Below are 21,718 nucleotides of genomic sequence, written 5' to 3' on the forward strand. Positions count from 1 at the left end.
GACGAACGCGCCTTTTTTGAATGGCCTTGATGAAATGTGAGTTCAGGGCCGCGCTGCGGCAGAACCGAACAAGGCCCGGAGCTGAGCTTCTTTTTCGTTGACCAGCCAGCCATAATAATTCTCTTCCGGCAGGCGTGGCGCCTGCCGTGACGTTGCGCGTTGCCGGTTTTCCCGCGCCAGAGCCGCCGCCCGCCCGGCCGGATTGCCAACATTGTAAAGCGTGGCAACGACACCCGGATTCCTGGAAATATCAAACCGGGCGATATCGCGATAAGCCTTGATGGATGTGCTGATGACGGCGGCCATATAGGCCAGGGTTTTATCGGGGTCCATGATCGCTGCATAAACCTCGGCAGCGTTCGCCGGGTCCAGCTCTTTATAACCTGACGTTCTGTTCACAACATCCGACACGGACAGGGCGGTGAGTGGACTCAGCTGGCCCAGGCCGAAAGTCTGGCCGGCATAGTAGGGCTGGAAGAATACAACCGCAAAACGCTGGTCCGGAAAAGCCAGTCCGTCGACAGTACGGCCGCGATAATTGGCTTCGAAAACAGTTTCGCGGCAGGACCAGCGCCCGGCATCGGTTTTGGCGCTGTCGCACTCCTGAAATGCTGGTCTGCTCAGCAGCTCTGCAAGGGAAAGGTTTTTATATCCAAAGCGAAGATCAGATTTCAGATAGGCTGCCGCTTTGACATAATAGGTCTGCAACCGGTCCAGCGCATCAACATTATAGGTGTGCTCGCCAACCAGCGAGCCGGCAATATGAACCGGGTCGATGCCGTATTGCCGGGAAACCGCAGCTATCTTGTTGCGAAGGGCAGTGTCTGTCTTCAACAAATTATAGATACGATTGTACTTTACCTCAAACGTCGAATTGAGCTGATCTGTGCGGCGGTAGGAGCCGCTGGGAACCGGCGGTTGCTTGGCATGCCGGTTACCGGGCGGTGTCATGTCCAGGGCATAGACATTCGAGGTTGCAAAAAGGCACAGGGCCAGAAGGCAAATACGAAACAGCCCCAAGAGCTGGCATTGGGTGGCAAACATTGAAAACCGCTGGCAGAATTTCCGACGCCGTAGCAATATGCTGGCACTGACAGAAATTCCCTAGCATGTATCGTTGTTGACGTTCAATCTCCGGTTTTCGATATATCCCACCCAGCACAAGCTTAGGGAGCAGAGCGCAATTGCAAAATTGAGCCGGGGCCACCGCGTTGCTCGGCAATTGCATAGATGCTTCCGTCGGGCGCAATCGTGACATCGCGAACGCGCGTTTCCAGCGGAATGCGCTCTTCCGTCACGACCTTGTTATCCTGCACATGCAGCACAACAATTCCGCGCGAAACCAGCCCGCCGATCAGAAAAGCGTCATTCCATTCAGGGAATTCGTCGCCCTGATAAGCCACCATACCGGATGGGCCGATGACCGGTGTCCAGTAATAAACCGGCGGCTCCATGCCGTCCGCGGCAGTCTGCCCGTCGCCAATTTTTGCGCCTGAATATTCCAGACCATATGTGACAATGGGCCAGCCATAGTTCAAACCGGCCTGGGGCTGGTTCAACTCATCTCCGCCACGCGGCCCATGCTCGACGATCCACAAGTCTCCATCGGCATCAATCGTTGCCGCCTGGGTGTTTCTGTGGCCGTAGGACCAGATTTCAGGCAACGCACCTTCAGTGCCGATGAAAGGGTTGCCATTTGCCGGCTGACCATCCGCGGTAATGCGGAAGACTTTGCCCAGTCCACTGCCAAGCTCCTGCGCCTGTCCACGCACCTGGCTGTCGGAGCGGTCTCCTACGGTTACAAAAAGATTGCCATCGGGAGCAAACACCAGACGGGAACCGAAATGCGCATTGCCTCGGTATGCGGGTGTCTGGCGAAAAATAACCTGCACATCCTGCAACTGGCCGCCATTGTCGTTCCGGTCCAGACGGGCTTTGGCCACAGTGGTTCCGTTGCCGCTTTCCCGAGGTTCGGAATAGGAAAAGAAGACCGTGCTGTCGTTGGCAAAATCGGGACTGAGAGCCAAATCCAGAAGCCCGCCCTGTCCGCGGGCATCGACTTCCGGCACACCGTCAATCTCAACCACGGGTTTTCCGCTGGTGCTGACAATCAGCATCTGGCCGTTTTTGGCCGTCGCCAGAAGCTCACCATCGGGCAGAACTTCCAGTGCCCACAGGGCTGGCAGATCGTCCGCAACGACATTCACCGCTACGCGGGAGCTGACGTCGGGGGCTGGTGCATCTGAATTGGAAAAGGCAGGTGCGCACATCGCGCCTGATAGAAGAAGCAGTACCAAAGATCGCATGATTGTTTTCAAGAGTGCTTTCGCGGTGCGTAACCGCGAGAGCACCCAACTCCATGTTTGTCGGGGCTACAGGATGTAACTGGACAAATCCTTGTTGCCGGCAATGCCATCCAGCGCCTTGCGAACATACTCGGCATCAACAACATGCGTTTCGCCACCCTTATCCGGGGCCTCGAATGAGATATCGTCCAGCACGCGTTCCATGACAGTTTGCAGCCGCCTTGCGCCGATGTTTTCGACAGTCGAATTTAGGGAAACGGCCAGATCAGCAATGGCATCAATTGCATCATCGGTGATCTCAAGCTGCACGTTTTCCGTTAGCATCAGGGCAATATACTGCTTGATCAGCGAAGCTTCCGTTTCCGTCAGGATGCGCCGGAAGTCGTCTTTTGTCAGGGCCTTCAACTCAACGCGAATTGGCAGGCGCCCTTGCAATTCGGGCAGAAGATCCGACGGTTTTGAAACGTGAAATGCGCCGGAGGCTATGAACAATATGTGATCTGTTTTGACCGGACCGTGTTTGGTTGCGACGGTCGTTCCTTCAACCAGCGGCAAAAGATCGCGTTGCACGCCCTCCCGGCTGACACCAGCACCCGTACCACCTTCACGATTAACCACTTTGTCGATTTCATCGAGAAAGACGATACCGTTGTTTTCAACCGCGGCTATGGCGTCGGCAACCACCACTTCGCTGTCGAGCAGCTTGTCAGATTCTTCCGCAATCAGCAGCTCGTAACTGTCCTTGACAGACGTGCGCCGTTGCTTGGTGCGGTTCCCCAGCGCTTTGCCGAACATGTCTGAAAGGTTCAGAACCCCGATATTTGCGCCAGGCATGCCGGGAATTTCCATACCGCCCATCGGGTTGGAATTGTCGGCCAGTTCAACTTCGATTTCTGTTTCATCCATTTCGCCCGCGCGAAGGCGCTTGCGAAAACTGTCTCTGGTCGCGGGGGAGGCGGTTTTGCCCACCAATGCGTCCAGCACCCGCTCTTCAGCGCCATGGTGCGCCTTGGCGCGCACTTCCTCGCGCTTTTTCTCGCGGACCAGCCCTATGCCGATTTCCACCAGATCGCGCACAATCTGTTCAACGTCGCGCCCGACATATCCCACTTCGGTGAATTTCGTCGCTTCCACCTTGATAAAGGGCGCGCCCGCCAGTTTGGCCAGGCGACGCGAAATTTCGGTCTTGCCAACGCCGGTCGGTCCTATCATCAGAATGTTCTTGGGCATGACCTCTTCACGCAACGCGCCGGTCAATTGCTGCCGACGCCAGCGATTGCGCAGAGCCACGGCAACAGCGCGCTTTGCTTCATTCTGGCCAATGATGTGGCGGTCGAGTTCCGAAACGATCTCGCGAGGGGAAAAGTCAGACATGATCTCTTTTTCTAAGTCTGCGGTATGGCTACCGTTGATTACCGTATTACTAGATGGGAATAGCCATTGGCGTTCGCCACCCTCTCAACTCACTGACGTGAAAAGTTGGGTATGAACATCATTATCTGCCCGCAGCATGGTTACGCCGCAATCCCGATTTCGGCTAGTTTCGTAACGACAGTGATTTGGCATGTTCCGGCCATTTCCTTTACTGGGGTGACATGGCAGCTGAAGGACAAACCGTCTGGAGCCTTCTGACAGGTGTGCAACAACCTGTGGCTGAAACACGGCTTCAGGATCTGCTGACCTGCGTCGCGTCGCTTTACGGATATTCACATGCCGGATTTGTCACGCTGGATCGTGCTGGCAGTGAGCTGGAGCTGATTTTATCCAACTGGGATGAAGACTTTACCGCCGCGTATGAAGCACAGCATCTCAACCGCTATTCACCGATTGTGCGCGCGTTGAAGGCAGATCCCGAACCATTTGTATGGACGGTTGAATCGCTGTTTGGTTACGATCCGACAGAGCCTGAAACTTTTGAAGGGCCGGTGCAGTTTCTGCTGGGAGAACAGCTATGTGGCGGCATGTTTCTACCAGTCCACGGTTTGACCGGTTTTTGTGGTGCCATCAGCTTTCTGGGCGGGCGCAGTTCTCCCTCTACAGCAGAAATCAACGAGATGCGCTGCGCCGGATTTGCCTTGTTCGGAATGCTGGCGGCATTTCGGTTTGAGGAAAACCGACTGAACAATCCGTTGTCCCAGCGCGAAAAAGACTGCCTGAAACTGGCAATGCTTGGCAAAACCTCGTCAGAAATCGGCTCGATGATCAGCCTGTCAGAATACACTGTTTCCCAGCATTTGGCATCGGCGACCCGTAAAATGGGGGCTGCGAACCGCACCCATGCCGTGGCAATGGCGGCCCAGCTCGGATATCTCAGCTGAACGATTTCGGTTAAAGTTTGCGCAGAGCCACCTGTTCCACCATGTGGTTGCCGCCCTTGCGCAAAATCAGGTCGGCGCGCGGCCGGGTCGGCAGAATATTCTCATACAGGTTGCGGGCGTTGATATTGGTCCACAGCGATCCGGCAATAGCCATGGCCTCGTCTGTGCTGGTCTTGGAATATCGGTGAAAAAACGAGCCCTGCTGTCGGAAAGCGGTTTCCCGAAGGCGCATGAACCGCGAAATATACCATCGCCGCAAATCTGCCTCGTCAGCATCGATGTAGATGGACAGGTCAAAAAAATCCGAAACAAACGGCACCGCTTTGCCGTCTTTCGGCATTTCGCGAACCTGCAGAACATTCAGGCCTTCGAAAATCAGAATGTCCGGCCGGTCAACGGTGATGAATTCATTTGGCACGACGTCATAGACAAAGTGCGAATAGACTGGTGCACGGACTTCCGGTGCGCCAGCCTTGATGTCGGACAGGAATCGCAGAATTGCCGCCACATCATAGCTTTCAGGAAAGCCCTTGCGCTGCATCAACCCTTCAGCTTCCAGCACGGCATTGGGGTACAGGAAGCCATCAGTTGTAACCAGATCGACCTGCGGTGAATTGGGCCAACGCGCCAGCAGTTCTTTCAAAATACGGGCCGTGGTGGATTTTCCAACGGAAACAGAACCGGCTATGCCGATGATAAACGGGGTTTTGCGGCTGTCTGGCTGGCGAAGAAACAGTTGACGCTCGCGAAACAGCGTCTGCATGGATTCCACGTGCGAGGCCAGCAAACGCGAAATAGGCAGGTAAATCCGCGCGACCTCATCCAGGTCAATCGTGTCGCCCAGCGAACGCAGACGTTGCACCTCTTCTTCACCCAGGGTCAGCTGTTCGTTGGCACGAAAGGCTCCCCATTCCTGCGCGGAGTAGAAGCGGTAGGGCGACAGGCCGGAAGAGGATATCTTGTCCATGAGTTCAGGCGCCACGGCTGGCCTTTTCCTGCAGCCCGGTTACAGCAGTGCGGCGTTGAAGTTCGGCCTCGACAGTGGCCAGCGGAATGCCGCGCAGGTGCAGCAGAACAAGCAAATGGTACAGAAGGTCACACACTTCGCCGGTCAGTGCCTCATCGCCTTCCGACAAAGCGGCAATGATGGTTTCAACTGCCTCCTCACCCAGCTTCTGGCTGACTTTCGGCAGGCCTTTCTGCTTCAGAAGCGCCGTATAGGATCCGGTTTCACCCGAATTGGCCCGCTCTGCAATAATGGCTTCCAACTGTCTGAGGGAAAAATCTGCCATAGTTTTATCCATCCAGCCGCATGGCCAGCCCGGCAGCTGCCATATGCGCCTTGGCCTCACTGATTGTGTATGTGCCGAAGTGGAAGATCGATGCGGCCAGAACAGCAGAGGCGTGTCCATCCCGAACACCCTGGACCAGATGATCAAGGGTGCCAACTCCGCCTGATGCGATAACCGGCACGTCAACGGCATCGGCTACCGCTTTCGTCAGTTCGATATCAAAGCCAGAGCGGGTGCCATCCCTGTCCATTGAGGTCAGCAGAATCTCACCCGCGCCGAAGGCGGTGACTTGCCGGGCAAAGTCCACGGCATCAATGCCGGTCGCCTGCCGCCCGCCATGGGTGAAAATCTCCCAGCGCGGCGTGGCGGCCTCCACCCTTTTGGCGTCGATAGCCACGACAATGCATTGATTGCCGAACTTATCCGCCGCCTCTGCCACAAATTCCGGCCGCTTAACCGCCGCGGTATTGATGGCCACCTTGTCAGCACCGGCCAGGAGAAGCCGGCGGATATCGGCAACTTCGCGCACGCCGCCGCCAACCGTGACCGGCATGAAGCAGGCTTCCGCAGTGCGGGCAACCACATCCAGCAGGGTCTGCCGATTGTCTGAAGATGCGGTGATATCCAGAAAACACAGCTCATCCGCCCCGGCGGCATCATAAGCGCGCGCCGCTTCCACCGGATCACCGGCGTCAATCAGGTCAACAAAGTTCACACCTTTGACCACCCGACCGTCCTTGACATCAAGGCAGGGGATGATGCGTTTTTTCAGACTCACCGTCGGGGTGCTCCCGTCATCAGCAATTTGCACAAATGTGCATATGCGCCTTCAAGGCGATGTTTCGCAAGTTTTGTTAAAGCGTCGTGTTGCCGCTGAAACGCAACCGGTTCACCGGGAAATGGTCTGGCGATAGGAAAGAAGCTCCAGCGCCGCCGCAACGTCAATCCGGCCATCATAAAGCGCGCGACCTGAAATTGCGCCTTCCAGTCTGGACGCTTCGGGAGACGCCAGCCGCACAATGTCCTCCATGGAGGCAAGCCCGCCAGATGCAATCACCGGAATTGAGATGGCATCCGCAAGGGCAATGGTCGCATCCCAGTTGATTCCGGCCAGAATGCCGTCGCGGTCGATATCGGTGTAAATGACGGCGCTGACCCCGGCGTCTTCAAACGCCCTGGCCATTTCCGTTACGCCCAGTTCAGACGCCTGCGCCCAGCCCTCAACCGCAACCTTACCGCCCTTGGCATCAATGCCCACGGCAACACGCCCTGGAAACTGCGCCGCAGCCTGGCGCACCAGCGCCGGATCCCGCACAGCCACTGTGCCCAGAATCACGCGGGCCAGCCCTTTATCCAGCCAGCCAGCCACTGCGTCCATGGTGCGGATGCCTCCGCCCAGTTGAACCGCCATATCGGCGCCAACCGCAGCAAGAATTGACTCGACGGCATCGCCATTCACCGCTTGTCCGGCAAATGCTCCGTTCAAATCCACCACATGCAGTTTCTTGAAGCCCATATCCCGAAAAGCACGCGCCTGCGCCGCCGGATCGCCGTTGTATACGGTGGCTTCTTCCATCAGCCCCAGTTTCAGGCGCACGCAAGCGCCGTCCTTCAGGTCAATTGCCGGGAATAATTCGGGCATGTCATGGCTTCCATTGCAAGAAATTGGCAATCAGCTTCAGGCCCAGAGCCTGGCTCTTTTCCGGGTGAAATTGGGTCCCGGCCATATTGTCTCTGGCGACCATAGCCGTAACGGGCCCACCATAGCCCGTCGTGGCTACAACCTGTTCCGGCCTTTTGGCAACAAGCTGATAGGAGTGAACAAAATAAGCATGCAATCCATCCGGCCCTGTCGCAATGCCGTCCAGCAACGGGTGCGGAGAATCAGGGTCAATGGTGTTCCAGCCGATCTGGGGAATTTTCAGAGAAGTGTCATCCGGCGTGATGCGCTCGACATCGCCCGCAATCCAGCCAAGCCCCTCTGTTGTGGTTTTCTCAAGCCCGCGATCTGCCATCAGTTGCATGCCGACACAAATGCCCAGAAATGGCCGCCCGGCAGTTTCCACCGTCTCACGCAGGGCCTCAACCATACCCGGAACCTCATCCAGCCCCCGGCGGCAGTCGGCATAAGCGCCGACACCGGGCAGAACGATGCGGTCGGCTTTGCGCACAAATTCGGGGTCGCTGCTCAGGCTCACCTTTGCAGAAACACCGCTATCAGTTGCGGCGCGTTCAAATGCCTTTGCAGCCGAGCGCAGGTTGCCCGAGCCATAGTCAATAATCGCAATGGTCTGCATGAATATCAGGCTCCTGGCACATCCAGCAGGCTTTTTGCAGCCATGCGACGCAGGTGAGAATTGTCCACTGCCGATTCCGGCACAATCGGTGCCGGCAGGTTGCTGAAATACTGGATCTCCGCTTCTTCCAGACTGTCGGCATAGAGAGTTGCGCTTTCGCGAAAGCCGCGCCTGCGCAGTTTTGCAATGCGCCAGGCAGGGCCTTCGAGGGCAACCGCAAGGCCGAGGGTCAGTACGGCAAGCTGGGCGGCCAGCATTTCACCCGTCAGGCGGCCGGCAAGCGTCAGCGCGCCCACAGCGATGAAGTAAGCCGCGCTTGCCAGCCACAGCCGATGCACCAGCAGCCATATCAAGGGAAATATCAGAGCCAGCCACCGAAACCGGTCAGCGACAAATGTTGCGCTGTCCGGCCTCGCGGTATTTCCAGGCGTTAAAACAACATAGCGGGTCATTCAGGCCAGCATACCTTTGGTAGAGGGAACCCGGTCGCTTTGCCGGGGGTCTACCTCCAGCGCAGTGCCAAGCACCCGTGCCACAGCCTTGAAACAGGTTTCGGCAATGTGATGCGAATTGTCACCATACAGCGTTTCAATGTGCAGCGTCAGCCCCGCATTCTGGGCAAAGGCCTGGAAAAACTCCCGCACCAGTTGAGTGTCGAATGTTCCAATTTTTTCAGTTGGAAATGTGGTGCGGAACACCAGAAACGGCCTGCCGGAAACGTCAATTGCTGCGCGTGTCAGGCATTCGTCCATAGCAAGATCCAGCGATGCATAGCGCTTGATTCCGCGCCGTTCGCCCATGGCCTTGCGCACAGCTTGCCCCAGCGCAATGCCGACATCCTCCACCGTGTGGTGATCATCAATATGGGTGTCACCCTTGGCTTCGACCGTGATGTCGATCAGAGAGTGCCGCGCAAGCTGGTCCAGCATATGATCGAAAAAACCCACGCCTGTAGCAATGTCGGACCGGCCCAGACCGTCCAGTTCCACATTGACGCGGATGGCTGTTTCATTGGTGCTGCGTTCAACCGCGGCCACACGCCGTTCTGCCGTTTCACCCATCAGGTCCATCCTGTCAAAAACTCAACCTCGTAACCTGCTATAAGCGCATATCGCGTCGAGATAAAAGCCACCCCTTTGCGACAAGCGCAATTTGATCCCATATGAATGCTCAAGCCGGACACCGGCGAGCAAGTTTAAAGGGTTAAGACGAATGAATTTCGAGCGGCACGATCCGGCCACGATTTATGGCACCACAATTGTTACTGTTCGCAAGAATGGCAAAGTTGTTGTTGCTGGAGATGGCCAGGTATCGCTGGGCAATACTGTGATGAAGGGCAACGCGCGCAAAGTACGCCGAATCGGCAAATCCGGTCAGGTACTTGCCGGATTTGCCGGTGCGACAGCAGACGCATTTACTCTGCTGGAGCGGCTGGAAAACAAGCTGGAACAATATCCGGACCAGTTGATGCGCGCATCGGTGGAACTGGCCCGCGACTGGCGCACAGACCGATATCTGCGCCGTCTGGAAGCCATGATGATTGTGGCGGATAAGAATGTGACACTGACACTGACCGGTACAGGCGATGTGCTTGAGCCAGAGGGCGGCATTATCGCAATCGGATCGGGCGGCAACTATGCATTGGCCGCTGCGCGTGCCCTGGCTGACACGGACTTTTCTGCAGAAGAAATTGCCCGCCGCGCTATGCGCATTGCCGCAGAAATCTGCATCTACACCAATGAAAATCTGGTTCTGGAAAGCCTGGATTCAGATCAGCCTGCTGGCGCAGCAGTCTAGTCGCCGCCAAAGCGGTTGATTGCCTGCATCGATTCGGTTCGCCTGCAGCTTTGTGACCACGCTCTGGAGCAGGGCGAAGAAACAGCAAGGGCTGATTTCCCAACGGAAATCAGCCCTTGAAGAAAACTGGTGGAGCCAATCGGGATCGAACCGACGACCTCTTGAATGCCATTCAAGCGCTCTCCCAACTGAGCTATGGCCCCGCACCGCTTTCGAGGAAATCACTTTCCTGCGGCGTGTGGCGGGTTCGTATTGGAATGCCGTCAGAAGATCAAGCTCTATTTCGAGATTTTCACCACTGACGGCATTTGCAGGTCTCAGATCACGCGTCGCGTGTCAGATCAAACGTCGTCTTCGTCGTCGCGGCCGCCACCGATAATGTCGGCCATATCGTCATCCTCGTCCTCATCATCTTCGAGGAACGTGGAATCATCATCGTCGTCGCCAACTTCAAGGTCGTCATCATCGCCGTCAACGTCCGGCAGATCATCCTTGCTGTTGTCGTCGTCTTCCAAATCGTTGAGTGATACGGTTTCATCATCGGTTTCAATGACTTCCGTATTATCGGTTTCAGTATCCTCTGTCTTTTCGGCAACCCGGCGCGACGGTGCGGGCTTGATTGCTTCAAAAAACGACAGCGGATAGGTTTTGCCGGTAAAAGGCGAAACGATCGGATCCTTGTTCAGATCATAAAATTTCCGGCCCGTCTCGGGGCAGACCCGTTTGGTGCCGAGTTCTGGTTGCGCCATTCTGACCTCTTTACAATCGGTTTTGGATGAACCGGATCGGCCGGCTCCGTGCATGAACCGGCGTGACTGACAAGAAAAATATCCTTGCAATTTTCGTCGGAAAAATCGGTTGGTCCCTTACGGCCTTGCTGGCGTCTTGTCAAAGTCTGATGCACAAACCGCGAAATGCGGGTGACGTGACGTGACGTTGCATGATAACGCGGTGCAGTTGCCCAAGGTTGAAACTTTGGCAGAAAATTTCAAATGATGCAGGCTCTGGAAGGTGTGAAATGAGTGGACATGCAGGCAAGCCAAGACCGGTGCAAAGTGCGCGCAATGGCGCATTGAAGGGCACTGTAAGGATGCCGGGTGACAAATCCATTTCCCACCGGGCATTTTTGTTCGGTGCACTGGCATCGGGGCGCACCAGGGTAACCGGCCTTCTGGAAGGTGAGGATGTGCTGGCCACCGGCAGTGCGATGCGGCAGATGGGCGCGGTTATTGAGCGTGACGGGGAAAGCTGGGTCATTGACGGTGTGGGCAACGGCGCCTTGCTGGAGCCCCGCAACGTGCTGGATTTCGGCAATGCGGGCACGGGCTCGCGCCTGACCATGGGCCTGGTTGGCACCTATGATTTCACGTCTGTTTTCACGGGCGATGCCTCGCTTTGCTCGCGCCCGATGGGCCGGGTGCTGGATCCGCTGCGCCAGATGGGAACGCAGGTTCTGGCCTGTGCGGGTGACCGGCTGCCTCTGGCGATTCGCGGCGCGCGCGTGGCAGCGCCAATTACCTACCATGTGCCAATGGCTTCGGCTCAGGTTAAGTCCGCCGTGCTTTTGGCCGGGCTGAACACGCCGGGAGTGACCACTGTTGTCGAAAAGGTGATGACGCGTGACCACACGGAAAAAATGCTGGAGGGTTTTGGTGCCAGCATCAATGTTGAAGTTGACGCAATGGGCGTTCGCACAATCAGCCTTACCGGGCAGGGCAAATTAAACGCCGTCAGTGATTTCGTCGTGCCGGGCGATCCATCATCCGCGGCGTTCCTGATTGTTGCGGCGCTCATTGTGCCTGATTCGGACATTGTGATTGAAAATTCGCTGATGAATCCGACGCGCACCGGTTTGATTGAAACGCTGCGGGAAATGGGCGCAGACATCGAGGTTCTCAACCCGCGATTGGCGGGTGGTGAAGATGTGGCGGATCTTCGGGTGCGGCACAGTGAGCTGAAGGGCGTTATCGTGCCGGAAGAGCGCGCGCCTTCGATGATTGATGAATATCCGGTGCTTTCGGTTGCTGCGGCATTCGCGACGGGTGAAACGCGCATGACGGGTCTTGACGAGTTGCGCGTGAAAGAAAGCGACCGGCTGGCGGCTGTGGCTGCCGGGCTGGCAGTGAATGGTGTTCCGCATGTGGAGGGCAAGGACTGGCTGACAGTGACCGGTACTCCGGGTGGCCGTGGGATTGGTGGCGGCCGTGTGGCCACGCATCTCGATCACCGCATTGCCATGAGCTTTCTGATTTTGGGTCTAGCCAGTGAAAAGCCGGTGGCGGTGGATGACGACCGGATGATCGCAACCAGCTTTCCGGAGTTTTCCGGGCTGGTCGAGCGGCTCGGTGGCCATATAGAGCCGGCAGGATAACAGACACGATGAACAACGGATTTTGGTTGCTGGCTTTCGCGCTGGTATTTTTCGCACCATTATCCTTCATTTATGGTCGCCATGTTGCCGGCTCTCTGCACCAGAGAGGCGGTAACCTGCTTGTGGCGGGCCTGCAAAAGTTGCTGGCGCCTGCTGTTTTCGGCACAGCAATGCTGTACAGGCTGATCGCACCTGGAACGAGCCTGGAACCACGGGATATGGCAACGGGCTGGGCTACGCTGGACGCGGCCTTGTCGATAGTGTCTGCAATCGGTTCGGTTGCAGCCCTGGTGTTTTTCATAACCGTGCCTTTTGTTCTGGGCCGGTTGTTCGGGGTTATAGCTGCCTGGTGCGGCTTGTTTCGCATCGGGCAATCTGCCCGGCAGGGTGAAGGAGGCTGGATGCCACTGACAATTGCCATTGATGGCCCTGCCGCCGCGGGCAAAGGCACGCTGGCGAAGCGACTGGCGGAGCATTACAGCCTGCCTTATCTGGACACCGGCCTTTTGTACCGGGCTGTCGGCAAGCTGGCGCACGAGCAAGGCATCGATCTGGATGACCCGGAGGCAACAGGTGCCCTGGCGGCAAAGCTGGACACCAGCCATCTGGATGACGGGTCCCTTCGCGGCCGTGAGGCGGGTGAGCTGGCCTCCCGCGTGGCTGTGCATCCACAAGTGCGCAATGCGTTGATTGCATTTCAGAAAAACTTTGCGGCACGACCAGACGGCGCGGTGCTGGACGGGCGCGACATCGGCACGGTTATTTGTCCGGAGGCGCGGGTGAAGATTTTTGTCACCGCCTCACCGGAGGTTCGTGCGCGGCGGCGCACAGACGAACTGGTCGCCAAGGGTCGGCACGTGGATTACGATACGATTCTGGCTGAAGTGCGTGAACGCGACACGCGGGATGCAGGGCGCGCGACAGCACCGCTCAAACCGGCAGATGATGCTCACTTGCTGGATACAAGCAAAATGGATATAGAAACGGCATTCCGTGCGGCTTGCGAGTTGATCGACCGCGCCGCATAATGGGGTTTGAAAGGCTTTTGCGCCCTTCTTCCGCCTTATACCCGCGGAATACAGCAGCTTTGTTGGCACATTCAGTCTTTCTGCAAAGGCTAAAATGCCGGCCTTTCTGTTCCTGATCACGAAATTAATATTGCCGGCGTCCGGTCTGTTCGCGCCAGATGGACAAGATGTTCAACCAGATGTCTTGCCCATGCTTTCCCTGTCAGCCTCAGGCTTCAGGAAAGCAGGATCGGTCGCAGGTAAACGCAAACACCAACCAATTGGCGCGTGCCTGCCTTTACGGGCAGGTTTCCAAGGAGAACGAATGTCCAACGCACAAGTGTCGCGCGATGATTTCGCCGCGCTCCTCGAAGCTTCCTTCCATGAGCATGATGTCGCCGAAGGCGCCGTGGTCAAGGGAACGGTAGTTGCCATCGAAAAAGACATGGCTGTCATTGACGCCGGTCTTAAGGTGGAAGGGCGGGTAGCCCTTAAAGAATTCGGCCTGAAGGGCAAAGACGGCGAACTGAAAGTCGGCGACGTCGTCGAAGTTTATGTCGAGCGCATTGAAAACGCTCTGGGCGAAGCCGTCCTTTCGCGCGATAAGGCGCGCCGTGAGGAAAGCTGGGTCAAGCTTGAAGCCAAGTTTACTGCCGGCGAAAAGGTTGAAGGTCAGATCTTCAATCAGGTCAAGGGCGGCTTTACGGTCGATCTGGATGGCGCAGTTGCCTTCCTGCCGCGTTCGCAGGTGGACATTCGTCCAATCCGCGATGTTGGTCCTTTGATGAACAGCCCGCAGCCATTCCAGATTTTGAAGATGGACAAGCGTCGCGGCAATATCGTTGTTTCTCGCCGCACCGTTCTGGAAGAGAGCCGCGCCGAGCAGCGCTCTGAAATCGTTCAGAACCTTGAAGAAGGTCAGGTTGTTGACGGTATCGTCAAGAACATCACCGATTACGGCGCGTTCGTTGATCTGGGCGGCATTGACGGCCTGCTGCATGTCACCGACATGGCATGGCGTCGTGTTAACCACCCAAGCGAAATTCTGCAGATCGGCCAGTCGGTCAAGGTGCAGATCATCCGTATCAATCAGGATACGCACCGCATTTCGCTGGGCATGAAGCAGCTTGAGTCTGATCCTTGGGAAGGCATTGGCGTTAAATACCCAATGGGCTTCAAGGTTTCGGGTCGCGTTACCAACATCACTGATTACGGTGCATTTGTTGAGCTGGAGCCAGGCATTGAAGGTCTGATCCACGTTTCGGAAATGAGCTGGACCAAGAAGAACGTTCACCCAGGCAAGATCCTTTCCACCTCTCAGGAAGTGGAAGTGGTTGTTCTTGAGGTTGATCCGGTCAAGCGCCGCATTTCTCTGGGCCTCAAGCAGACCCTGCAGAACCCTTGGGAAGCGTTCCGTGACCAGTTCCCGATCGGCGCGATCGTCGAGGGTGAAGTCAAGAACAAGACCGAATTCGGCCTGTTCATTGGCCTTGATGGCGATGTTGACGGCATGGTTCACCTGTCGGATCTTGATTGGAACCGTCCGGGCGAACAGGTCATCGAAGAGTTCAACAAGGGCGACATGGTCAAGGCCCAGGTTCTTGACGTTGATGTTGAGAAAGAGCGCATTTCGCTTGGCATGAAGCAGGTTTCGGGCGATCCGTTCGTCAACGCTTCGGAAGCCGGCGATATTCGCCGCGGCGCGATTGTCACTTGTGAAGTGACAGCGGTTAATGAAGGCGGTCTGGAAGTTCAGATCGTTGACACTGACCTGACATCGTTCATCCGCCGTGCGGATCTGGCTCGGGACCGCGACGATCAGCGTCCAGAGCGCTTCAGTGTTGGCCAGAAGGTTGATGTGCGCGTGACGCAGTTCGACAAGAAGGCACATCGCATTGGCGTTTCGATCAAGGCATTGCAGATCGCTGAGGAAAAGGAAGCCGTTGCTCAATACGGTTCCTCTGACTCGGGCGCATCGCTGGGCGACATTCTTGCCGCAGCCATGAAGAACCGCGAAGATGGCGAAGGCGAAAGCGAGTAAGCTTTAGCTCAACCAGCTCAATATTGGCCCGTGGCGATCAATCGCCGCGGGCTTTTTTCTGCTCTGACAGGTCTTGAACAGCTCAGGCAGAAGATGCATTGCCGGAATTGCCCTCAGACGTTTTTCGTGGTTTGAAACATTGACCCGGGCAATTGGGCAGCCAAAGCAGCACTGTGAAAAAGGTTGGCGGATGACGAATTGGAACGAGCGTTTCGAAACCATACCGCGCGGAAAAATTGCAGCGGTCGCGACATCCATGGAATTGCGAATCCGTCCCAATCTGCGCCCGGAACGTGCAGATGCACCGGGCCATATCCGGCCTGTGCAAAAACCGGATATTGACTGGTATCTGGAAGTCTACCGGCGGGTGGGCGCAGACCATCTCTGGTTTTCCCGGCTGTTCATGGAGCGGGAAACCCTGGCGGCGGTGCTGGATGATTCCGCAACCTATGTTGCGGCGTTGACCATCGATGGCCGGGACGAGGGGATGCTTGAGCTGGATTTTTCAGAGGATGACATCTGTGAGATCAAGTATTTTGGTGTCACCCGGCTGTTGCAGGGAACAGGGGCGGCGCGTCGGCTGATGAACCACGCCATTACCGTGGCGTTTGACCGGGGGGTCAGCCGAGTGTGGCTGCACACCAACACTCTGGACCACCCGAATGCCATGAGCTTTTACCGCCGCACAGGCTTTGTCGCCTATGCGCAGCAGATAGAGATAGCGGATGATCCGCGGTTGCGCGGTGTTCTGCCAATGAATGCAGCACCGCATGTTCCGATGTTTCCGATCGAAGGCTGGCGCGACGAGGATTGATGAATTTCCGCAGAAACGGACTGGTTTCAATGGCTGACCGATGTGACGAAGCAATGAGCTGAAGCTTCGTCCTTACCGCGTGACCGAGTGGGAGAAGATATCTTCCTCTTCCCAGCCGAGAAGATCGAGCCTGGCACGGGTTGGCAGGTAGGCGAAAGAGGAGCGGGCTATATCCAGCCGGTCTTCGCGCTCCAGCTTTTTCAGCAGCACGCCCATCAGGTCATGCAGGTATAAAACGTCGGATGCAGCATATTCCACCTGAGCAGGCGTCAAGGTTTCGGCAGCCCAGTCAGAAGATTGCTGCTGCTTCGACAGGTCAACCCCGATCAGCTCTTTTGTCAGGTCTTTCAGACCGTGCCGATCGGTATAGGTGCGTGTCAGGCGCGAGGCAATCTTGGTGCAGAAAATCGGCGAGGTCATCACGCCAAAAGCGTGAAACAGCGCGGCAATGTCAAACCGCGCATAGTGAAAAATCTTCACCTTGTTAGGATCAGCCAGAAGGGCGGTCAGATTGGGCGCTTCCCGCTGGCCTTTGGCGATTTGCACAATATCGGCTGTGCCATCGCCGGGCGAAAGCTGCACAACGCACAGCCTGTCTCGCCGCGTATTCAGGCCAAGCGTTTCTGTGTCGATGGCAATAGCACCGGTGTAGCGGGAAATATCGGGCAGGTCGCCCTTGTGAACACGGATCGTCATAAACAGGCTTTCGCGGCAAATCGGGAACTTCACGATCTACAGCATCCTGCGTGATCCGTCACCCCGCCGTTTGCGGGCCAGGCGCTGCAAAGAAAAAGGGCAATGCGTCAGTTCGCATCGCCCTTTCGAAACAGGCTGTTGCCTGCAGTGTCAGATGCAGTGGGTGCCCACTGCTGGCCGGAGTGATTAATAGCGGCCAAATGCCACCGCACGGTTAATGTCGCCACGGTTGATGCCGATGTCGGCAAGCTGGCGGTCATCAAGTGCGGACAGTTCATTAATCACGCGCTGACGCGTGCGGTAGGATTTGAAGCGGTTGGTGATCTGCGACAGCATGATCTTTACTCCCAGTTGCGTTGAATTCGATAGGCATCATATAGACCTGCTACCTGCACATTAGGAGAGCAATTGCTGCACATCTGTTGTGCATCCTGTGCATGGGAGCGCCATAGAGCCGTCACGATTTCATGGTGAGTAAAGGGATTCGCCACCGGATGCATCGCGGTGCACATCCGGTGGCATTATGCTCAAATCACAAGCATTTATTTGCCGGTCCACTGGGCAATGATATCCGGATTGGCTGCAACCCATTCACGAGCGCTTTCTGCCGGGTTTTTGCCTTCTTCATTCTCCAGCATCAGCTTCTGTTCGTCTTCCAGCGTCAGCTTGAAGTTTTTCAGAATGGCGTGCACTTCAGGCATTTCAGTTGCCAGATCTTTGCGGGCCACGGTGTTCACCGTTTCTTCCCCGCCGAATGAGCCCTTTGGATCATCAAGATATTTCAGGTCCCACCGGCCGAACATCCAATGGGGTGTCCATGTCGTTACAACAATGTCCTCGTTACGGTCGATGGCGTCTTTCAGCGCCGCCGTCATGGTTGCGTCGGAACCATCCATCAGGTTGACCGAAAGATCATAGTCTTTGATCGCCTGTTCGGAAGCCTGCATCAGGCCAGCGCCGGGGTCGATGCCAATCACCTGATTCTCAACCAGATCGGCCTTGTCCTTCAGCTCTTCAATTGAGGTGATGTCGGTATAGGCAGGCACGGCCCAGCCGATCTTGGCGCCTTCAATATTCGGGCCAATCAATTCCACCTGGTCCTGCAGCTCATCATAATAGGCCTTGTGGGTTACTGGCAGCCAGGCCGCAACCATGGCATCAGCCTCACCTGTCGCAACGGCTTGCCACATTGCGGCAGCAGGCAACGGTGTCATGTTGACAGTGTAACCTTCGTCTTCAAGAACTGCCGCCAGAATATTGGTGGCCACCACCGCATCCGACCACTCGACATAAGCCAGATCGACGGTGCCCGATTGTGCATTTGCCGAACCGGTAAACGCCGCTGAAGCCAGCAGAATGGTGCTCAACATACGAATCATGGTTGTTTCCTTTTCGTGGTCAAAGATTTGTTTGCGGCAGCGCATTCACGCTGCCAAATGTTCAACTGGGCCGGGCGCGGTGCGCCATGGCCTGCGTGATGCGGTCCAGCACAACGGCGACAATGACAATGGCTATGCCTGCCTGAAAACCTGCACCGGCATCCAGCCGTTGAATGGCGCGCCAGACTTCGCGGCCAAGGCCGCCAGCGCCGATCATCGATGCAATCACCACCATCGACAGTGACAACATGATGGTCTGGTTTATGCCCGCCATAATGGTGGGCAATGCAAGGGGAAGCTGAACCTTGAACAGCTTCTGCATGGGGGTGGAGCCAAATGCGTCAGAGGCCTCGATCAACTCACGCGGCACCGAAAGAATGCCAAGAGCAGTCAGCCGGATGACCGGCGGCATCGAGAAAATGATCGTGGCAAAAACCGCAGATACCGAGCCAAGCCCGAAAAACGGAATGGCGGGAATGAGATAAACAAAGCTTGGCATGGTCTGCATCATGTCCAGAAGCGGACCAACAAGCTTCCAGACCCGTTTGGAAAGCGCGCAGATGATGCCGATTGGTATGCCAATGGTCAGCGCGGCCAGCGTTGCCAGCAGAACCAGAACAATGGTTTCCATAGTGGCCTGCCACAGCCGCAGGTTCCACAGGAACAAAAATCCGGCCAGGGAAAGCAGACCGACACGGCGGCCGGCAAGCCACCACGCAAGCAAAGCAATAACGGCGATCACCAGCAATGGTGGTGCCGATGTTAACAGCGCTGTGCCATTTTCAATCCATCCACGAACGATGCGGCTTGTGCCGCGCGTCACGTCGGAAAAATTTGTGGTCAGCCAGCTGAGGAGCTCGTCACTGTATCGGTCCAGCGGGAATTTGGGGACTGTCCAATCCATGGCGTCTCTCCAGTCAGTTCGTGTGTTTCTGCAATTCCGGTTGAACCTGAAATTGCACGTAAGGCCGCACTCTGAGTGATCAGGCCGAGATAGCGTCCGTCATCGTCCACAACGGCAATGCCCTCCGGCTCCTGCGCCAGCTTCGGCAGCACTTCTTTCAGAATTGTGCGGGCAGGTGCGGTTTGCACACCGCGAAGCATGAGGCTGGCAAGGGGCATGTTCTGCGATGTTGTTGCAGACAGCGCATCGCGGGAAACGCGCCCCACCGGCATGTTTCTGTCGCAGGTTACAATAAAGCCTTGCCCCTCCTTATCCTGAATGATCGGATAAGCCTCGCAAGCTTTGGATTGCTCAAACAGCCCGGGTATTCCGCGGCTGGCCAGATATCCCAGCGTTACAACCGATGAAACATCAATATGCTCGACAAAGCGCCGGACATAGTCGCCCTGCGGATTGAGAAGTATTTCCTCCGGATAGCCACTTTGCACAATGGCCCCATCCTTCATCAGCACGATGCGCCCGCCGAGGTGAATGGCCTCGTCCAGGTCGTGGCTGACAAAGACCACGGTTTTTTTCAAATTTCGCTGCAATGTGCCAAGCTCGTCCTGCATGTCCCGGCGAATAAGCGGGTCCAATGCCGAGAACGCCTCATCCATCAGAAGAATATCGGCGTTGACCGCCAGTGCCCGAGCCAATCCGGCGCGCTGCTGCATGCCGCCTGAAAGCTGACCCGGCAATTTGTCTGCCCAGCCTTTCAGGCCAACCAGCTCAATGGCTTCCAGCGCCTTTTGCCGCCGGATCTTACGCGCGACACCCTGAACTTCCAGGCCATATTCGACATTTTCGGCAATGGTGCGGTTGGGAAACAAGGCAAAATGCTGGAAAACCATGCCGAATTTTTCCCGGCGAAAGTCCACCAATTGCTGTTTCGTCAGGGTGGTCACTTCGGTGCCATCCACTTTGATGGACCCGCTGGTCGGCTCTATCAGCCGGTTGATACAGCGCAGCATGGTGGATTTGCCGGAGCCGGAAAGGCCCATGACCACCAAAATTTCGCCTTCATTGACAGTAAAGCTGACATTGTCGAGGCCAAGAACAGCGCCTGTCTCGTCATGGATTTCATCTTTACCGCGGCCAGCTTGCAGAAGCTTGAGACCTGCCTGGGCAGACTCGCCGAACAGCTTGATAATATTTTCGACGCGGATGCGTTCTTTCGTCATCGATGCTCCGTCGTTGCCGATAACAATCTCTGAAATGAGAAATGCGACCGATGGCTGGAGCAATTTCAAAAGATATGCGCTGCGGTTTTGCGCAGAAATTGCAACCAGTGCTCTAGGGGATCGTGACGGGAAGCCCGTCCGATAACGATGCCAGAACGGACACGGACAGGTATAAACCCGACAGAGGATAGATGAGCGTGCTTTAAATGCTCACAGGTAGGAAGTAACCTTCGCTACTGCACAAAATGCATATAGTCAACCGCTGAGGGATTGTGCAGTGCGCCTCTTTCCGCAGCACGTATGTCTCTGGGGGCAATTCCAAAGAACTGGCGAAATTGTCTTGCAAAGTGTGCGCCGTCGCAAAAACCTGCTTCACCGGCGATTTCCGTTACACTTTTTCGCGTTGTCTCCAGCAGACGTTTGGCATAGCGAAGCCTCAACTGCCGATAGGCAAGAGCAGGGCTCATTGCCAAAGTTTCATGAAACAACCGCTCCAACTGCCGGGTGGAAAGTTGCAGGCGATTGGCAATCACTTCCATCGAAAGCGGCTGCGCAACATGCTGGTCCATCATCAGAATGGCGCGACGCACCCGGTCGTCGGCAATGTCCTGAACAGCGGAATGCGGCTGCGCATCGGTTCCGGCGCGAGCATTTTGCAATTGCAGCACATGCAAGCCTTTTTGTGCAGCCTGCGGACCCAAATGCCGTTCCACCAGACAGGCTGCCAGATCGGCCACTCCGCTGCCGCCCGCACAGGTGATCCTGTCGCCATCTTCGATAAAAAGCCGGTCGGCCGTTGGCTGCTGGTCTGGGAACTCTGCTTCGAAATCAGCAAAATGGTACCAGGAAACGCAAGTGCGCCGCCCTTTCATCAATCCCGCTCTGGAAAGGATGAAGGATCCGGTGCACACGCCAATCAGCGTTGCCCCTGCCGCTGCCGCGGATTTGAGGTACTGCACAGAAAGCGGGTCAAGCGCTTCTCCGTTATGCAACAATCCGCCCACCACAACTATATAGTCAAATTGTGCGGGGTCGGTCAGCGGCGCAGTGCGCAGAATCTGCATGCCGCAGCTTGCCCGGATCGGCTCGGATCGGGCCGACATCACGCTCCAGCTGCAACGAATCTGCCGTGAGCGGTCGCCGTCATCTCCTGCAAGCCGCAGCACATCCACGAACAGAGATAAAGCAGACAGGGTAAAATGGTTTGCCGGCAAAAAACCGACCCGGAGAGCCGGTCGCTCGACAAAGCGCCTTGTGTTGGCTGTCATTTGAGAAG

At 56.3% G+C, this 21,718-nt stretch carries 23 protein-coding genes and 1 tRNA gene; 6 read left to right on the plus strand and 18 right to left on the minus strand.

What is annotated here, in order from left to right:
• Positions 1–42: 42 nt before the first annotated feature.
• The 3 genes from FPY71_RS16280 to hslU all read right to left on the minus strand — a co-directional run bounded on the left by FPY71_RS16280 (position 43) and on the right by hslU (position 3,680).
• Positions 43–1,044, minus strand: a complete 1,002-nt coding sequence (locus FPY71_RS16280; protein ID WP_149301397.1) for a DUF1402 family protein — start codon at positions 1,042–1,044, stop codon at positions 43–45.
• Positions 1,045–1,166: 122 nt separating this feature from the next.
• A complete protein-coding gene (locus FPY71_RS16285) occupies positions 1,167–2,306 on the minus strand; it encodes a PQQ-dependent sugar dehydrogenase (protein WP_149301398.1) in 1,140 nt (379 codons plus the stop codon).
• A gap of 66 nt (positions 2,307–2,372) precedes the next feature.
• The gene (gene hslU, locus FPY71_RS16290; RefSeq protein ID WP_149301399.1) at positions 2,373–3,680 is read right to left on the minus strand and encodes an ATP-dependent protease ATPase subunit HslU; all 1,308 of its coding nucleotides are present in this window, start codon (positions 3,678–3,680) and stop codon (positions 2,373–2,375) included.
• Positions 3,681–3,901: 221 nt separating this feature from the next.
• Here hslU and FPY71_RS16295 point away from each other — a divergent pair, with 221 nt between their 5' ends.
• Complete coding sequence (locus tag FPY71_RS16295; RefSeq protein WP_149301400.1) at positions 3,902–4,624, plus strand: helix-turn-helix transcriptional regulator; 723 nt, start codon at positions 3,902–3,904, stop codon at positions 4,622–4,624.
• A 10-nt stretch (positions 4,625–4,634) separates the two neighbouring features.
• Here the strand turns inward: FPY71_RS16295 and coaA are convergent, their stop codons facing one another.
• The 7 genes from coaA to hisB all read right to left on the minus strand — a co-directional run bounded on the left by coaA (position 4,635) and on the right by hisB (position 9,274).
• On the minus strand, positions 4,635–5,591 hold the full coding sequence (gene coaA, locus FPY71_RS16300; RefSeq protein WP_149301589.1) for a type I pantothenate kinase: 957 nt from the start codon (positions 5,589–5,591) through the stop codon (positions 4,635–4,637).
• Between the two features lie 4 nt (positions 5,592–5,595).
• Positions 5,596–5,916 (minus strand): phosphoribosyl-ATP diphosphatase, encoded by a 321-nt coding sequence (locus FPY71_RS16305; protein ID WP_149301401.1) that lies wholly within the window; start codon positions 5,914–5,916, stop codon positions 5,596–5,598.
• A gap of 4 nt (positions 5,917–5,920) precedes the next feature.
• Complete coding sequence (gene hisF / locus FPY71_RS16310) at positions 5,921–6,694, minus strand: imidazole glycerol phosphate synthase subunit HisF (RefSeq protein ID WP_149301402.1); 774 nt, start codon at positions 6,692–6,694, stop codon at positions 5,921–5,923.
• Positions 6,695–6,805: 111 nt separating this feature from the next.
• Positions 6,806–7,558, minus strand: a complete 753-nt coding sequence (gene hisA, locus FPY71_RS16315) for a 1-(5-phosphoribosyl)-5-[(5-phosphoribosylamino)methylideneamino]imidazole-4-carboxamide isomerase (RefSeq protein ID WP_149301403.1) — start codon at positions 7,556–7,558, stop codon at positions 6,806–6,808.
• A 1-nt stretch (position 7,559) separates the two neighbouring features.
• Complete coding sequence (gene hisH / locus FPY71_RS16320; RefSeq protein ID WP_149301404.1) at positions 7,560–8,213, minus strand: imidazole glycerol phosphate synthase subunit HisH; 654 nt, start codon at positions 8,211–8,213, stop codon at positions 7,560–7,562.
• Positions 8,214–8,218: 5 nt separating this feature from the next.
• Positions 8,219–8,665, minus strand: coding sequence for a DUF2628 domain-containing protein (locus FPY71_RS16325; RefSeq protein WP_149301405.1), 447 nt, complete (start codon positions 8,663–8,665; stop codon positions 8,219–8,221).
• On the minus strand, positions 8,666–9,274 hold the full coding sequence (hisB, locus tag FPY71_RS16330) for an imidazoleglycerol-phosphate dehydratase HisB (protein WP_149301406.1): 609 nt from the start codon (positions 9,272–9,274) through the stop codon (positions 8,666–8,668).
• A 151-nt stretch (positions 9,275–9,425) separates the two neighbouring features.
• Between hisB and hslV the strand changes: the two genes are divergently transcribed.
• Positions 9,426–10,010 (plus strand): ATP-dependent protease subunit HslV, encoded by a 585-nt coding sequence (gene hslV, locus FPY71_RS16335; RefSeq protein WP_149301407.1) that lies wholly within the window; start codon positions 9,426–9,428, stop codon positions 10,008–10,010.
• A 127-nt stretch (positions 10,011–10,137) separates the two neighbouring features.
• Here hslV and FPY71_RS16340 read toward each other — a convergent pair.
• Positions 10,138–10,213 (minus strand) — tRNA-Ala (locus FPY71_RS16340).
• 138 nt (positions 10,214–10,351) lie between these two features.
• On the minus strand, positions 10,352–10,759 hold the full coding sequence (locus tag FPY71_RS16345; RefSeq protein WP_149301408.1) for a TIGR02300 family protein: 408 nt from the start codon (positions 10,757–10,759) through the stop codon (positions 10,352–10,354).
• A 269-nt stretch (positions 10,760–11,028) separates the two neighbouring features.
• Between FPY71_RS16345 and aroA the strand changes: the two genes are divergently transcribed.
• The 4 genes from aroA to FPY71_RS16365 all read left to right on the plus strand — a co-directional run bounded on the left by aroA (position 11,029) and on the right by FPY71_RS16365 (position 16,243).
• A complete protein-coding gene (gene aroA / locus FPY71_RS16350) occupies positions 11,029–12,381 on the plus strand; it encodes a 3-phosphoshikimate 1-carboxyvinyltransferase (protein ID WP_149301409.1) in 1,353 nt (450 codons plus the stop codon).
• 401 nt (positions 12,382–12,782) lie between these two features.
• Positions 12,783–13,409, plus strand: a complete 627-nt coding sequence (gene cmk, locus FPY71_RS16355) for a (d)CMP kinase (protein WP_149301590.1) — start codon at positions 12,783–12,785, stop codon at positions 13,407–13,409.
• Positions 13,410–13,713: 304 nt separating this feature from the next.
• Positions 13,714–15,429 carry a 30S ribosomal protein S1 gene (rpsA, locus tag FPY71_RS16360; RefSeq protein WP_149301410.1) on the plus strand — a complete coding sequence of 572 codons (1,716 nt, stop codon included), beginning with the start codon at positions 13,714–13,716 and terminating at the stop codon, positions 15,427–15,429.
• A gap of 190 nt (positions 15,430–15,619) precedes the next feature.
• Positions 15,620–16,243 carry a GNAT family N-acetyltransferase gene (locus FPY71_RS16365; RefSeq protein WP_149301411.1) on the plus strand — a complete coding sequence of 208 codons (624 nt, stop codon included), beginning with the start codon at positions 15,620–15,622 and terminating at the stop codon, positions 16,241–16,243.
• A 72-nt stretch (positions 16,244–16,315) separates the two neighbouring features.
• Here the strand turns inward: FPY71_RS16365 and FPY71_RS16370 are convergent, their stop codons facing one another.
• From FPY71_RS16370 to FPY71_RS16395, 6 genes are all read right to left on the minus strand, one after another.
• Positions 16,316–16,939 (minus strand): ribonuclease D, encoded by a 624-nt coding sequence (locus tag FPY71_RS16370; protein ID WP_149301412.1) that lies wholly within the window; start codon positions 16,937–16,939, stop codon positions 16,316–16,318.
• Positions 16,940–17,125: 186 nt separating this feature from the next.
• Positions 17,126–17,275 carry a DUF1127 domain-containing protein gene (locus FPY71_RS16375; RefSeq protein ID WP_149301413.1) on the minus strand — a complete coding sequence of 50 codons (150 nt, stop codon included), beginning with the start codon at positions 17,273–17,275 and terminating at the stop codon, positions 17,126–17,128.
• Between the two features lie 206 nt (positions 17,276–17,481).
• A complete protein-coding gene (locus FPY71_RS16380; RefSeq protein WP_149301414.1) occupies positions 17,482–18,318 on the minus strand; it encodes a glycine betaine ABC transporter substrate-binding protein in 837 nt (278 codons plus the stop codon).
• Positions 18,319–18,379: 61 nt separating this feature from the next.
• Positions 18,380–19,222 carry an ABC transporter permease gene (locus tag FPY71_RS16385; protein WP_149301415.1) on the minus strand — a complete coding sequence of 281 codons (843 nt, stop codon included), beginning with the start codon at positions 19,220–19,222 and terminating at the stop codon, positions 18,380–18,382.
• Positions 19,159–20,442: a quaternary amine ABC transporter ATP-binding protein gene (locus FPY71_RS16390; protein ID WP_149301416.1), complete on the minus strand. Its 1,284-nt coding sequence runs from the start codon at positions 20,440–20,442 to the stop codon at positions 19,159–19,161. The genes FPY71_RS16385 and FPY71_RS16390 overlap by 64 nt, the downstream gene beginning before the upstream one ends.
• A gap of 233 nt (positions 20,443–20,675) precedes the next feature.
• Positions 20,676–21,710, minus strand: a complete 1,035-nt coding sequence (locus tag FPY71_RS16395) for a GlxA family transcriptional regulator (RefSeq protein WP_149301591.1) — start codon at positions 21,708–21,710, stop codon at positions 20,676–20,678.
• Positions 21,711–21,718 lie beyond the last annotated feature (8 nt).

The sequence above is a fragment of the Aureimonas fodinaquatilis genome (assembly GCF_008369445.1).
In the GTDB taxonomy this organism is placed as follows: Bacteria; Pseudomonadota; Alphaproteobacteria; order Rhizobiales; family Rhizobiaceae; genus Aureimonas; species Aureimonas fodinaquatilis.